Consider the following 13,888-nt stretch of genomic DNA (forward strand, 5'->3'; position numbering starts at 1 on the left):
CCAGCAAGTTTCTTCAGCAAAAAATTCCTATGAATCATATTTTACCGTTTTGAGACTCCAGAATCAAAATTGTTCAGGACTTACTCGCTTTCTCAAATGCAGAATACCATTCAGGAAACACTTTCTTGAATTGCACAGGCTTAAAGTCCTCGCGTCTAACTACATAATGGACCGATGTACCTACGACGCATAATGTCCCATCACCGTTAAATACTTCATAAGCATATTCGGTCTTAACTCCCCCGTTCTGCTTGATCCAGGTGCGAAGCAGCACCTCTTCACCATAACGGATTCCCCGCTTATACTCGACTTTCATCTCCTGAACCGGAGAGATGTAACCGGACTTCTCCATCTCGAAATAGCTTAAGCCAAGGTCCTGGATTAACTTCAACCGACCGGCCTCGAACCATTCCAAATAATGTGAGTGATAAATAATTCCCATCATATCATATTCAAAATATTTAGGTGTGATGCCGAGCTCACTTACATACATGCTCTATAATTCCTCCTCTTGTGCTTAATTATATCGATCTCTATTGAAAAAAAAGCAATGGCACACCGTCGCCGGTTGTCCCATTGCTTCTTATCTCTATGCACTATAACAGTGCATCTTATAATTAGTTATGAACTTGGCCAATCTTGATCAGGTTCGTCGAACCGGAGCTTCCAAGTGGAATTCCAGCCGTAATGACTACGAGATCTCCATCAACAACGACACCAGAATCAAGTCCGCCCTTCATCGCATTGTCGAACATTTCATCCGTAGATGTAGCTGTATGACCTTTAACCGGAATAACGCCCCAGTTCAAAGCAAGGCGACGCAAGGTTTGATCTTGAGTCGTTACAGCAATGATCGGTGCTTGTGGACGATACTTCGATACCATACGAGCTGTATAGCCTGTTTCTGTCGAAGTGATGATCGCCTTAGCGTTCAGTTCAAGCGCAGAAGTCGTTACAGCTTGGCTGATTGCTTCAGTAACGGTAGTCTCTTGAGCGATTCTTTGCTTCACGAGAATACCATGATAGTCAAGCGCAGACTCAGCCTTCTCAGCGATACGAGACATCGTCCGAACAGACTCAACCGGATATTTACCAGCAGCCGTCTCGCCGGAGAGCATGATTGCATCTGTGCCGTCAAGGATCGCATTCGCTACGTCACTTGCTTCAGCGCGGGTAGGTCTTGGGTTGCGCTGCATGGAGTCAAGCATTTGCGTTGCAGTAATAACTGGCTTGCCAACACGGTTACATTTCTCGATCATCAATTTTTGCACGAGCGGCACATCTTCAGCAGGAATTTCCACGCCAAGGTCACCACGTGCTACCATCAAGCCGTCGGACACTTCAAGGATTTCATCCAGGTTGTCCACACCTTGTTGGTTCTCAATCTTCGAGATAATTTGGATATGTGCTGCGTTCAAGCTTTCGAGCAGTTTACGAATTTCAAGTACGTCGCTTGCTTTACGAACGAAGGAAGCCGCAATGAAATCGATGCCTTGTTCAACCCCAAACTTGATATCGTTAGCGTCTTTCTCTGTAATACCTGGCAAAGAGATGTTTACGCCTGGAACGTTAACACCCTTCTTGCTCTTGATCGTACCGCCATTAACAATGCGGCATTTGATTTCCGTACCTTGAACTTCTTCAACGGTCAATCCGATCAGACCATCGTCGATCAGAATGGTCGAACCCACTTTCACATCTCCAGGAAGCTCTTTGTAAGTTACAGAGATACGGCTCTTGTCACCGAGGATTTCTTCGGTGGTCAAAGTGATGAACTCGTCTTGTACAAGTTCAATTGGCTCTTCTTTCAATTTACCGGTGCGAATTTCAGGACCTTTGGTGTCCAGCAGTATGGCGATCGTTTTCCCCAACTCTTTGCTCGCTTGGCGAATCGTCTTGATTCTGTTGCCATGCTCCTCGAAATCACCATGCGAGAAGTTCAGGCGAGCAACGTTCATTCCGGCCATGATTAATTTCTTGGTGTTTTCTAACGATTCACTGGAAGGACCGATAGTACATACGATTTTTGTTTTGCGCATTTTGGGTTTCCTCCGTTTTAATGTTCTCTCTATACTTTTTTAATTCATCTTTTCCAACAACTAAATCTACTACAGTTTGACCGATTTGTATAGGGAATTTGTCATATTAACAATTTAACTGTCCTATTCATTTCCTGAACCGGTAGATTCTATAACAACTTTGTCTTTATCTTCGGCATGTTTTTCGTCCAGCTCTTGCTTGACCACCAGCACAGGCTCAGCAGTTGCCGCTTCATCGGAATTGGAAAGTTCGGCTTCAGTTCTTGCCGTCTCCGTAAATTTGCCGATTTTACGAAACTTTCTGTAGCGATCCTCCAGCAGCTCGTCCGAATTCATAATGGACAATTCCTGTAATTGAATAAGCAACTCCTGTTTGATCGCTGTTGCGGTTGTCTCGTAATCACGATGAGCACCACCGCGAGGTTCAGGAATAATGCCTTCGATGACTTCCATCTCCAGTAGGTCCTGAGCAGTAATCCTCATCGCTTCGGCCGCCTTATCCGCCTTGGAGGCATCCTTCCACAAAATCGAAGCTGCTCCGTTTGGCGAGATCGCAGAATATATAGCGTTCTCCAGCATAAGAACTCGGTTGCCGACACCAAGTGCTAGAGCGCCACCGCTGCCGCCTTCGCCAATAACTACACAAATCACAGGTACGCGAAGCGCAGCCATCTCCAGCAGGTTGCGGGCGATCGCCTCGGATTGACCTCTCTCCTCCGCTGTACTGCCTGGATAAGCGCCTTTGGTATCAATAAAGGTGATAACGGGTCTGCCGAACTTCTCAGCTTGATGCATCAGTCTCAGCGCCTTGCGGAACCCTTCCGGATGCGGACTACCGAAGAATCGGGCGATATTGTCCTTCGTATCCTTACCGCGTTGCTGGCCGACGACCGTTACAGCGGTTCCATCCAACTTAGCCAGACCGCCCACAATGGCTAGATCGTCTCCAAATAGACGGTCCCCATGCAGCTCAATGAAATCTTCAAAGATCAGGTTAATCAGATCCAACGAGGTTGGACGCTGATGATGTCTAGCCAGATGCATCTTCTGCGATGGCGTTATGTAGCTGTATATTTCTTCCTCCAGCTGCTTGTAACGTTCCTCTAGCCGTGCAACTTCTTCGCTGAAATCGATTCCCTTCTCCTGGCCAAACTGCTTCAGTTCATTAATTTTCTCGCGCAGTTTCACAAGAGGTGTCTCAAAAGGCAATTCTCCAGCCATTTATGCTCCTCCCTTCACGCTGTGCAAGTCGATCAATTTGGTCAGCATCGCCTTAAGCTCTTTACGATGAACTACGAGGTCTAACTGACCATGCTGCAGGTTAAATTCCGCGGTCTGGAAATCATCCGGCAGCTTCTGACGAATCGTCTGCTCAATGACAATTCTGCCGGCAAATCCGAACACAGCCCCTGGTTCAGCGATGATAATATCACCAAGCATAGCAAAGCTGGCCGATACCCCCCCGGTAGTCGGATCGGTAATGACCGAAATATAGAATCCACCCTGTTCATTATGGCGGGATAGAGCTGCACTCGTCTTCGCCATCTGCATCAGACTGAGGATACTCTCTTGCATACGAGCCCCGCCCGATGTTGAGAAAATAATTATAGGAAGACGTTTGGCGGTAGCCGCTTCAATGGCGCGCGTAATTTTCTCGCCAACAGCTGAGCCCATGCTTCCCGTAAAGAAATCAAAACTCATTACAGCAACAACGACCGGAAATCCACCAATCGTTCCTTCGCCAGTGACAACCGCTTCACGAAGTCCCGACTTCAGAGCCTGCTGTTCCAGCTTTGTCGCATATCCTGGGAACTCAAGCGGGTCTTCGGATACCAGATCCCGATCATACTCGGTGAAGCTATCTTCATCCATCGTCATACGGATCCGTTCCATCGCGTTGAGGCGCATATGATAGCCGCAAGAAGGACATACCTTAAGGTTCTTCTCAAGCTCCTTGCTGTATTGTATGCTGCCGCAGCGGCTGCACTTATTCATCAGACCTTCTGGGATTTCACGCTTCGGCCGTTCCGCCGACGTAGCATTCGCGTCGCTCCCCAAACGTTCTGAAGTAATGGTCGCGTATTTTCTTTTTTTCTGAAATAAGTCTTTAAACACAGCTACACCTCTTCAGCCGTTAATTTATTATTTAGTAAGTGTTCAAAAGCCGATTTTCAGCACCGGGAAGATTGGATAAAGCTAGGGCATGAGAAGCGCAGCGTACGTTTTGGGTACGTGAGGATCTTGAGATGTTTCCTCCGGAAACATGATTTCGTAAGCATCAGCTTAGGCCCAGCTGAATTCAAGGTTCGATGCCGAATGCATTTTTGAACTTCCTCTATTGCACCTGAAAACAAGGACATAACATGTAATGTTGTCTCCTTGTCATTTATGGATGCAATATAGAATTCAATACTTCTTGAACTTCTTCCAGTTCCCCTGAAGGAACCAATATTTCAAACTGCTGTTTGGATAAATTAACAGAACGTGTTTGGACTAGAAAGCCTTCCTCTGTGAGTTTTGATTTGATCATTTCCGCAATCTTAGCGGTAGGAGCAATATACATTACGGTCCACATGCCTTACTCAAAGCCCCCTAACCTCTCAACTTAAGCCCGTATAATAGAGTAATGATAACATAATGTTCAAAAGTCCCGCAACAGAGCAAGGGAGTTAAAAACAAGCCGGAGCCCGCATAAACTCCGGCATTTTATGACTTAATTAGATAAAGTTCAACAAGTCCACCAGGCTTGTTAAACAAGCATAATAAATCAATAAATCAGCTCTTGGAGTAGTTTGTTGCCTTTTGACTTCTATGGGCGATCCGTGCCGAAGCAGCGGCAGCAAGCCCTGCAACAAGATCATCCAAATAAACGTGAATATGATCTCCCTGATTGTTCAGTCTGCCGATCAAATCAGGCTTAACCTTGTCCAGATAACCGAAGCTCGTCAGCCCAATCATCCCAAACACACTAGTAATGCCCAGCGCCATCGTCTCATCCACGCCATATAGCGGTTCATCCGCTTCCATAATCGATTGCAGAGGCTCAGGGAGCAGCTTTTGCTCCGCCAGTTCATCAAGCGCAATTCCCGTAAAAAGCGTATACTGAACCTCGCGTTTTTGCAATACCGCCTTCACGCTATCATAGCATTGTTCTACCGTCAAATCATCATGATAAGGCAATTGAAGCTTATAAACAATCTTGGCAATCTCCTCAAGCTTGACTCCCCGTTTCAACAACTGCGCTTCCGCCAATTCAAATGACATTGTTACCCCTCCTAAGATCTTCGTGTTGACCTATTTACAAATGCAAAATGCACATTTATCATCCGCATATTCCTCGCGAAATTGCGAATTTCGAAATGTTCGCAGTGATCCCCTTATGCCAAGAATTTTGGCGTCGCCGAGCCACCAAGTTCATATAAGTCCGATCGGTAACTTGCGCTGCCTTTCGGTTAGATTCATCCATACATTCTTGCTCTTCATATCATTTTCCCAGCTATACACGCGTGTTTATCACCCAGCTGCGAACCATCATTTCATGGACCGCAAACGATTACCTTCCCTATCCCCCGCTCCCTGTCCTCACGTGTTCCTAAGTGTATGCAAGAGTCACATAAAATGTTCATAAAAAAACCTTTAATGAGGCTAGTCAGGGATGAATGACCAAGACCTAAAAGTTGGTTTTCTTGCGATATGGAATTTCATCAGCACACTGGGTCACCTATACATTCTCTATCTATACAAAGCTCAGAGACAGTTGGCATAATAGCGGTCGTAAAACAGCAGATTGTTTAAAGCAGCAACCTCACTCGCATTGGATAAATGCTCCAATTTCTAATATAATGATGATCAAGTGACGAAGAACGTCCCGATCCATATTGCTATGGAATCGGGGCGTTTTTTCTATTTAAAAAGGAGGTTAAGCTGGCAATGGGATTTGAGGCGGCTCATTCGGATTTTATTCAAAATCATATAATCCAGAGAACAGGCGAACGAAGAGGGCGTTTGGAACGAGGACATCGGGAAGCTGAAATGCTGTTTTGTCGCAATGTTTGGTGGCCGTTGCGAGGCAACTTTAACGATCTACACCCTGAGTTTGAAGTGCTTGACTGGAGAGGAATCTCCTACTTTTGTGATTTTGCCTGGCTGCCGGGATATGTAAAGCTGATTATCGAGATCAAGGGATACGGTCCACATGTCCGGGATATGGACAGACAAAAATATTGTAATGAGTTGAATCGGGAAACATTCCTATCCGCTATGGGATATCAGGTGATCTCCTTCGCCTATGACGACGTCGCTCAACGTCCTGAGCTGTACATGACATTATTGCGTATGGTGTTCAGCCGTTACCACTCCGCGGCCGCTACAAATGATCTGGAGACTATCACTGAACGGGAAATTATCCGTCTGTCCATCATCCTCGCCCGTCCTTTGTGACCAATAGATATAGTGAGGCAGATCGATATAAACCACCGTACCGCCGTTAAATTGCTCCAGACCCTTTGTACCAAAGGTTACTTCACCCCCATTGCCGGTAAGGAAGGCCGGCATATTGTTCGTTATGAATTGATTACGGGGAAGATTCTGCGGTTGTTGTAAATTGCTTATTAGATCAATGAGGGGGAGGAATGGGGCTTAGGGTATAGAAGCGATGCTCATTAGGTGGTGAATGTGGATGGTGTATGAGAGCAGTTCTGTGGGCAGTTTACGTCGACCGGGTATGTGGGTGTTGTATGCAGCTGGGGAGGTATGCGTGTTTGTTTAGTATGGGGATATTGAGCATGAGTGTAAGGTTTGTCGTTACGTAAGGAAGTATATAACATAACCGTTACCTCCTCTTTTAAGCAAGAAATAGGCCCACATAACGAGATTGTAAGTATTGCCGTTCAACGCGAGATAAAAACTGCAAAAATGCAGTTTTTTCCTTCTCGGTAGAAGAAGAAATATAGGAATTCCTGCATAAATACATCTTTTTTCAGCGAAAATGAGGAATTTAGAGAATTTAAGAGAAAAAGCCTGCATTTTTGCAGGCTTTTATCCAAAATCAGGCGTTCTCGGAGAGAAAAACTGCACTTTTGCAGTTTTTCTTATTTATAACCGATTAACGAGTTGATATTACTGTTATCGGGAAAGGTGAAGTTTATCTGATCTTCACAGTATCCTGCCCTAGCATTTGTTCCATCTCGTGGAGCAAATCAGGCGATGGCTTGATGCTGTAGAGATCCGAAAGCGCGAGCAGCTTACCGGTGCTCTCGTAGAACAGCACCGTGGCCAGTGGGCCAGGATGCAGCTGAAGCAGCTGCTTCAGCTGCACAAGCAGGCCGGCGTTCTCCGCCGCCGTCGTGATCTTGATGAAGACGCGTTGTTCAGTCTTCTTCCGCTCTCGCCCCGCCGCACTGGCAGCATCCGCAGGGCTGCCTGCACGGGAAGCGTCGGATACCAGCGTATCCGACGTTCCCGGTTTGCCGCTGGCGCCGGCTTCCACGCCGCCGGGGCCAGCGCCCGCTTGCGCCGCTGCGCCTGCCGGGGCCGGCAGCGGCTCACTAGCGCCGCTGCCGCGCACAGGCGCGGCGGCGGCACCGCCCGGGAGCACCGCGCCAGGTGCGTTGGCGGCGCCCACCGCGGTGCTCCCGCCTGTGGCCCCGCCGCTTCCAGCGCGGCTGGCGCCAGCCCCCGCCGCTGCACTGCGCCGGCGGCCAAGCCCGCGCCGCAGCGCGGTGAGGCTCTGTGCGCTCAACGGCGCCACCTCATCGGCCAGCAGCTTGAAGCCTTCGTCTTGCTGCTGGACCGTAGCGCGCAGTGCGAGCAGCGTGCCCTTCGTTACGTGCGGCGCACAGCGTCGCCACACATTCGGGAACAAGACAACCTCGCAGCGCTCGATTTGGTCTTCCAGCTCTATGAAAGCCATCGGCTTACCTTGCTTGGTCATGATCGTCTTCAGCGAGACAACCATCCCCGCTACAACCGCCTCACTCTCATCTGCCGCCTCAGCCAAATCCATCAGCCGATCGATGCCGTCTTCATCCATCAGCTCATCAAAATCATCCAGCGGATGGCCGGATAAGTATAATCCGAGCAGCTCACGCTCCAGTTCGAGCTGCTGCCCTACAGTAAACTTAGGGATCTCAGGATACTCGATATCCCAGTTCGGCGTCTCAATGAAATCGAACAATTGAATCTGCAGATCATCCCGTTCCTTACGCCACTTCGTCGCTGCTTCCACCGTCTCATCCAGCATCGCCAGCAATTGAGCACGATGTCCAGGTAAGGAATCAAACGCTCCGCCCTGAATCAGCGACTCGATCACCCGCTTGTTGCAGACACGCAGATCGACGCGGCGGCAGAAATCAAGCAGACTATCAAAAGGCCGCTCCTGCCTCTCCTTCAGAATACTCTCCATCGCCTGGGTGCCTACATTCTTAATTGCGGCCAGACCAAAGCGAATGACCCCATAAGGCTCTCCTGACTCCGAATTTGATTCCGAATTGGAATCGGCACCTGAATTCATCGGCGTATCCGTCCCGTTGATAACCTCAGAATTGCCTACCGTTCCAGTCTTGCTCGTACTGTTCACCCTTGGCGTGAACAACACCCCGCTCTCGTTCACATCCGGTGGCAACACGACGATGCCCATCCGGCGGCACTCAACAATGTATTCGGCAACCTTGCGGTGGCTACCCATGACAGCGGTCAGCATCGAGGCCATGAAATGCACAGGATAATGCGCCTTCAAATAAGCCGTCTGAAAAGCGAGCACTCCGTATGCCGCGGCATGCGCACGCGGGAAGCCATAATCCGCGAAACGGACGATCATATCATAGACTGCATTCGCATCCTTCTCCATATAGCCCTGGGCCTTGCTCCCGGCCACAAAATGACCGCGCTGCTCATCCAGTACCTCGCGCTTCTTCTTCGACACGGCACGACGCAGCAAATCCGCTTCACCAAGCGAGAATCCAGCCATCCTTGATGCGATCTGCATGATCTGTTCCTGATAGACGATAATGCCGTACGTATCCTTCAGAATTGGCTCCAGATCCGGATGCGGGTAATGAACCTCACTCAAACCGTGCTTTGAGGAAATATAATTCGGAATAAACTCCATCGGACCTGGACGATACAGAGCCAGAACAGAGATAACATCCTCGAACTGCGACGGCTTCAAATCACGCAGCACGCGCCGCATGCCCGCCGACTCAAGCTGGAACACCCCAGTCGTCTCACCACGGCCTAACATCTCATAGGTCTTGTGATCATCATCGGGAATGATACGAAAATCCGGTGCATCTCCGCTCTCCTCCGTGATCCACTTCATACAACGTTCGATGATCGACAGCGTACGTAAACCGAGGAAGTCCATTTTCAGCAAACCGATCGCTTCGAGATTCTCCATTGAATATTGCGTCAGCGCCGTACCTTCACTGCCCGTCTGCAGTGGAACCGCATCTGTCAGTGGATCGCGGGAGATGACTACACCAGCCGCATGAGTCGAGGCATGCCTTGGCATCCCCTCTACCTTCATCGCCATATCGAGGAGTCCGTGAATACGCGGCTGTGAATCATACAGCCCCTTCAAATCCGGACTCTCCTTCATCGCGCGCTCAATCGTCATCCCCAGGTTACCAGGGATAAGCTTGGCTACCTTATCAACCTCGCCGAAAGGAACACCCAGCGCCCTTCCTACGTCGCGTACAGCCGCCCGCGCTGCCATTGTACCGAAGGTAATAATCTGAGCAACATGCGCAGAACCATATTTATCCGCTACATAAGCAATGACTTCATCCCGGCGCAAATCGCTGAAGTCAATATCGATATCCGGCATCGTCACTCGCTCCGGATTGAGGAAGCGTTCGAACAGAAGATTATATTTCATCGGATCTACATTCGTAATATGCAGCACATAAGCAACGATACTGCCTGCAGAGGAACCCCGACCCGGACCCGTGGCGATGCCATGGCGATGAGCAAAAGCGATGAAATCCCACACAATTAGAAAATAATCGGAGAACCCCATATTCGCGATAACACCCAGCTCATACTTGAGCCGTTTCTGTAGTGAAGTCTGGGCCTCTTCACTCTGCCACTCCGGCAAACCGCCATAACGCTCGACAAGACCTTGTTGACAGAGGGTCTCCAAATAAGACACCACATCCATCCCCTCGGGGATCGGACGGTAGGCCGGGAGAATATGCTTGCCAAATTCCAGCTCCAAATCGCACTTTTCAGCGATCACTGCTGTATTGCGAATTGCTTCCGGCACATGCGGGAACAACATGGCCATCTGAGCCCCATCCTTCAGATAGAGCTGGTTCGTATTCATTTTCAGGCGATCCTCGTCTTCTACGCTCTTGCCCGTGCCAATACAGATCAGCACATCCTGTACCTCGGCATCGTCCTGCTCCAAGTAGTGAACATCATTGGTAGCTACAAGAGAAATTCCCGTCTCTTCAGCAAGCTGAATGAGCTGTGGATTCACCTTCTTCTGTTCCGGAATGCTGTGATCCTGCAGTTCCAGATAGAAGTCCTCACCGAACGCTGCCTTATAGCGCAGAGCGGCCCGCTTCGCTTCCTCATAGCGGCCATGCAGCAGATGCTGCGGCACTTCTCCGCCAAGACATGCGCTTAGGCAGACAAGCCCCTCAGCATGGCGCTCCAGAACCTCCCAATCGATCCGCGGTTTGTAATGGAATCCTTCAAGCTGCGCTATCGAGCACAAGCGCATCAGGTTCTGATACCCCTGCAGATTCTTCGCAAGCAGAATCAGATGATGGATCGGCTGATCCTTGCGGCTGCCCCGCTCTTTACGCGACCCGGCAGTAAAGTACATCTCACATCCGATAATCGGCTTGATTCCATTTGCCTTGCACAATTTATAAAAAGGAACCGCACCGTACATCACTCCGTGATCGGTCAGCGCCAGCGCCTTCATGCCTAAGCCAGCGGCTCTCTTAACCAGATCCTCAAGCCGGGCGGCACCGTCCAGCAAGCTATATTCGCTGTGTACATGCAGGTGAACAAAGCTGTCCATGCGTTTCCTTCCTTTCCATGTAAAATCCTTACTAGAAGATTAATCTCATCTATTTAAAAGTGAAGTTTCGAACAATCTCTATAAAACTGTCTCTTTAATAAAAGATTTTATCATACATCCATAGGCTGCGCCCATAGAATGAGAGTAACGAGGGACAAGGGTCCATTCATGCTTTACATAAGATTAAGACCTGGACGAGCCATTTGGCGAAAGGAGAGCTGACGGAAAGATGAGTACTTTTCTTACAAAAGCTATTATCGACTTCTTCGTGGCATTCGGAATCGTGCTCGGAGGAGCGCTGATTGGAGGGATCGGGGCGGTCATGGCATTCCAGCCGCCGACTCAGAGCATGCTCGAGATCGCCGGCCGTATCAAGATCTGGGCACTGGCTGCTGCAGTAGGCGGAACGATCGATCCGATGCGGGTGATCGAGAGTAATTTCTTTGACGGCAACATCTCTCCGGCTATTAAGCAGATTCTATATCTAATGTTCGCATTTCTAGGAGCTCATATCGGAGCAGAAATCGTGCGCTGGATGTGCGGGGGCGGGAGGGGATGAAGGGACCCAGTCTTCAGGGCTTCAAGCGCTTTATGCAGTTTGTCGGCGTGTTCCTGCTAGGCATAGTCATCGGTAGCATCGCCTACAATATGGTCTTTCAGACGAGCTATAACCAGCTATGGATCGATAACAAAGACCTGCAGATCAAGCTTTCTCAGATGGAAGAAGACAATAAGACGCTGCGAAAATATCGAAATCGCTCCACCGTTGTCAAGGAGATTAAGGTCACGGTAGAAGAAAGAGACCCGCCGCTAGATTCCCTCGCCGTTAAGGAAGTCGTGCAGACGCTGCAGGATGAGCTCGAAGTGTTGCGCGGCAGGAACATCTTCGATATCGATTCCGATGCCAAAATGGCCCGTACACTGCTTAACCGAAAAATATATTCCGTCCGCGACAAGGATTATAGTATTCAAATCAAGACGATGTTGGTGAGTGAAGGCGTACTGCAGATTTGGGTCGATATGCGGCCATATGTGCGAAGTTGATTTTTCATGTTACAATGATATAAATCACCCTGTACATAACATTATTTGGTAGTATTCCAATGTGAAAAGGAGCTGTCCAACTCATATGGTCGATGGCATTCTGTATGTGGTGTATGCCGGCTTGTTCATATCCAGCATATGCTCGATTATATTCAGCTTGAAGGCGCGCCGCTCTACCGATGCCCACAAACGCGGCATCACACAGGCCAAGAGCAATATCAGCATGGGCTTCATGCTACTGTTCCTAGCCATCATTCAAATGTTCATGTTCACCGGTTCGACTGTGCGCGTTGTTGTAGGCGCGGTTTTTATGGTACTGGGGGCGTTTAATATTTTTGCCGGCTTCCGCAACTATGGAATCTTCTCCAGACAAAGAGCGGATTAGAAGAGTCCAGGGACTATGCTTCTATGCATGGTCGATAGATTGCAAGGTCAACATCGCCTTGGCGACAATATTGTCCTGATATTTCATCAGCATCTCCAATTTACATGCCCTGCGGCTCATCTCTAGAATGACCGGAGTGATGATGACCGGATTCTCAATTTGGACAGGTCGAATGAAGTAGGATGATAAATTGTCTACGACATAATCAGCCCCGCTGATATCCTTGGCAAAGATCAAGGCCGCCTGTGTCATTAATGAGCTGAGCACGCCGTTAGAGATCGTTCCTAAATGAGTAGCCATCTGCGGGGTGATCATACCGTGAAAGAACAACCTGCCATCCTGATCACGCTCTTCGGCGAAACCGTTCCACATCAAATGTTCAAATGTCTCGCCCATTTGCGGCTGGTTCTGGGCATCTCGCATAGCCTGAAGTACCTCTCTGCGTGTGACCGAGGAGACTAGCTTGCGATTCCGGTCCACAACCGGCAGGAAGTCAATACCTTCCCATACCATAATCTGTGCGGCTGAAGCGAGCGAAGTCTGCATCCCTACCGTAATCGGATGGCGGCTCAAGCATTTCTCGATACTCTGATCACCTCTAAGCTCTTCAACGTCCTTGCGGCTAATGATCCCGATGACCCGATTCCATTCATCGACAACCGGAAAATGCTGTGCCCCCGTCTCAATCGAGAGCTCGTCAAAATCAGCGATCGTACTCGTCAGCTTCAGCATACTTACCCGTGGCTTCCTGGCCACAATATCCTCAACGAGCATAATCTTCTTCTTAATCAAGCGGTCAAATAAAGCACGGTTAATCATCGATGCTACCGTGAACGTATCATGTCGCGAAGAAATAATCGGCAGTTGCAGGGAGTCCGCCAAATTCTTCACTTCACGGCTTGTCCCGAACCCGCCGGTAATAAGCACGCCAGAGCCCTGCTGCAGAGCCAAAGAATGGGAATCCTCACGATTCCCGACAATCAGCAGACTACCCGCATCAATATAACGCGCCATTGCATCGATCTTCATAGCTCCGATCACATACTTGTGCAAAGTTTTGCCTAGCCCATCAGCCCCTCCAAGCACATGGCCTTCAACGATTTCCACCACATCTTCAAAGCTCAATTGATCAGATAGATTCCGCGGCTTCTTCTCAACACGAACTGTACCGATCCGCTCTTTGGTAATGACGATACCTAGGTTTTCCGCTTCTTTTAGCGCCCGGTAAGCCGTACCCTCGCTCACGGTCATCGTCTTGGCTAATTTACGCACGGATATCTTCGTTCCAATCTTCAGTCCTTCAATATATTGAAGCAGTTGCTCGTGCTTTGTAATTCCCTCTTCATGCACTTTCAACTGTTATACCCCCAATCCGAATCTGTACTATTC

Annotated in this window: 12 protein-coding genes; 4 read left to right on the forward strand and 8 right to left on the reverse strand. The window is 49.0% G+C overall.

Translation table 11 applies throughout. The features are described 5' to 3' along the window. Positions 1–73: 73 nt before the first annotated feature. From EI981_RS19945 to EI981_RS19970, 6 genes are all read right to left on the reverse strand, one after another. Entirely contained in the window at positions 74–493 is a 420-nt protein-coding gene (locus EI981_RS19945) for an acyl-CoA thioesterase (protein ID WP_127001158.1), read from the reverse strand. A 124-nt stretch (positions 494–617) separates the two neighbouring features. Further along, the gene (pyk, locus tag EI981_RS19950) at positions 618–2,039 is read right to left on the reverse strand and encodes a pyruvate kinase (RefSeq protein WP_127001160.1); all 1,422 of its coding nucleotides are present in this window, start codon (positions 2,037–2,039) and stop codon (positions 618–620) included. 123 nt (positions 2,040–2,162) lie between these two features. Beyond that, positions 2,163–3,260, reverse strand: a complete 1,098-nt coding sequence (locus tag EI981_RS19955) for an acetyl-CoA carboxylase carboxyltransferase subunit alpha (protein ID WP_127001162.1) — start codon at positions 3,258–3,260, stop codon at positions 2,163–2,165. Further along, a complete protein-coding gene (accD, locus tag EI981_RS19960) occupies positions 3,261–4,154 on the reverse strand; it encodes an acetyl-CoA carboxylase, carboxyltransferase subunit beta (RefSeq protein ID WP_127001164.1) in 894 nt (297 codons plus the stop codon). It lies immediately after the preceding gene. A 271-nt stretch (positions 4,155–4,425) separates the two neighbouring features. Beyond that, complete coding sequence (locus tag EI981_RS19965) at positions 4,426–4,614, reverse strand: glutamate decarboxylase (RefSeq protein WP_127001166.1); 189 nt, start codon at positions 4,612–4,614, stop codon at positions 4,426–4,428. A gap of 200 nt (positions 4,615–4,814) precedes the next feature. Next, positions 4,815–5,303 (reverse strand): phosphatidylglycerophosphatase A family protein, encoded by a 489-nt coding sequence (locus EI981_RS19970; RefSeq protein WP_127001168.1) that lies wholly within the window; start codon positions 5,301–5,303, stop codon positions 4,815–4,817. Between the two features lie 666 nt (positions 5,304–5,969). On the opposite strand from EI981_RS19970, the gene EI981_RS19975 reads away from it, so the two are divergent. Then, the gene (locus tag EI981_RS19975) at positions 5,970–6,479 is read left to right on the forward strand and encodes a DUF559 domain-containing protein (protein ID WP_335926222.1); all 510 of its coding nucleotides are present in this window, start codon (positions 5,970–5,972) and stop codon (positions 6,477–6,479) included. A gap of 703 nt (positions 6,480–7,182) precedes the next feature. On the opposite strand, the gene EI981_RS19980 is transcribed toward EI981_RS19975, so the two are convergent. Continuing rightward, positions 7,183–11,070, reverse strand: coding sequence for a DNA polymerase III subunit alpha (locus tag EI981_RS19980; protein WP_127001170.1), 3,888 nt, complete (start codon positions 11,068–11,070; stop codon positions 7,183–7,185). A 229-nt stretch (positions 11,071–11,299) separates the two neighbouring features. Here EI981_RS19980 and EI981_RS19985 point away from each other — a divergent pair, with 229 nt between their 5' ends. From EI981_RS19985 to EI981_RS19995, 3 genes are all read left to right on the forward strand, one after another. Further along, positions 11,300–11,629 (forward strand): YtrH family sporulation protein, encoded by a 330-nt coding sequence (locus tag EI981_RS19985; RefSeq protein ID WP_127001172.1) that lies wholly within the window; start codon positions 11,300–11,302, stop codon positions 11,627–11,629. Beyond that, a complete protein-coding gene (locus EI981_RS19990; protein ID WP_127001174.1) occupies positions 11,626–12,114 on the forward strand; it encodes a sporulation membrane protein YtrI in 489 nt (162 codons plus the stop codon). Before EI981_RS19985 ends, EI981_RS19990 begins: the two co-directional genes overlap by 4 nt. 85 nt (positions 12,115–12,199) lie before the next feature. Beyond that, on the forward strand, positions 12,200–12,499 hold the full coding sequence (locus EI981_RS19995; protein WP_127001176.1) for a YtpI family protein: 300 nt from the start codon (positions 12,200–12,202) through the stop codon (positions 12,497–12,499). A gap of 21 nt (positions 12,500–12,520) precedes the next feature. On the opposite strand, the gene EI981_RS20000 is transcribed toward EI981_RS19995, so the two are convergent. Beyond that, positions 12,521–13,855 (reverse strand): DRTGG domain-containing protein, encoded by a 1,335-nt coding sequence (locus tag EI981_RS20000; protein ID WP_127001178.1) that lies wholly within the window; start codon positions 13,853–13,855, stop codon positions 12,521–12,523. Between the last annotated feature and the right edge of the window lie 33 nt (positions 13,856–13,888).

The organism is Paenibacillus lutimineralis, from assembly GCF_003991425.1.
In the GTDB taxonomy this organism is placed as follows: Bacteria; Bacillota; Bacilli; order Paenibacillales; family Paenibacillaceae; genus Fontibacillus; species Fontibacillus lutimineralis.

Bases quoted from the DNA above. Each gene is read 5' to 3' on its own strand.
- EI981_RS19945 (WP_127001158.1), bottom strand. From the start codon at position 493: ATGTATGTAAGTGAGCTCGGCATCACACCTAAATATTTTGAATATGAT.
- EI981_RS19980 (WP_127001170.1), bottom strand. From the start codon at position 11,070: ATGGACAGCTTTGTTCACCTGCATGTACACAGCGAATATAGCTTGCTG.
- EI981_RS19955 (WP_127001162.1), bottom strand. From the start codon at position 3,260: ATGGCTGGAGAATTGCCTTTTGAGACACCTCTTGTGAAACTGCGCGAG.
- pyk (WP_127001160.1), bottom strand. From the start codon at position 2,039: ATGCGCAAAACAAAAATCGTATGTACTATCGGTCCTTCCAGTGAATCG.
- EI981_RS19965 (WP_127001166.1), bottom strand. From the start codon at position 4,614: ATGTGGACCGTAATGTATATTGCTCCTACCGCTAAGATTGCGGAAATG.
- EI981_RS19970 (WP_127001168.1), bottom strand. From the start codon at position 5,303: ATGTCATTTGAATTGGCGGAAGCGCAGTTGTTGAAACGGGGAGTCAAG.
- EI981_RS19985 (WP_127001172.1), top strand. From the start codon at position 11,300: ATGAGTACTTTTCTTACAAAAGCTATTATCGACTTCTTCGTGGCATTC.
- EI981_RS19975 (WP_335926222.1), top strand. From the start codon at position 5,970: ATGGGATTTGAGGCGGCTCATTCGGATTTTATTCAAAATCATATAATC.
- EI981_RS19990 (WP_127001174.1), top strand. From the start codon at position 11,626: ATGAAGGGACCCAGTCTTCAGGGCTTCAAGCGCTTTATGCAGTTTGTC.
- EI981_RS19995 (WP_127001176.1), top strand. From the start codon at position 12,200: ATGGTCGATGGCATTCTGTATGTGGTGTATGCCGGCTTGTTCATATCC.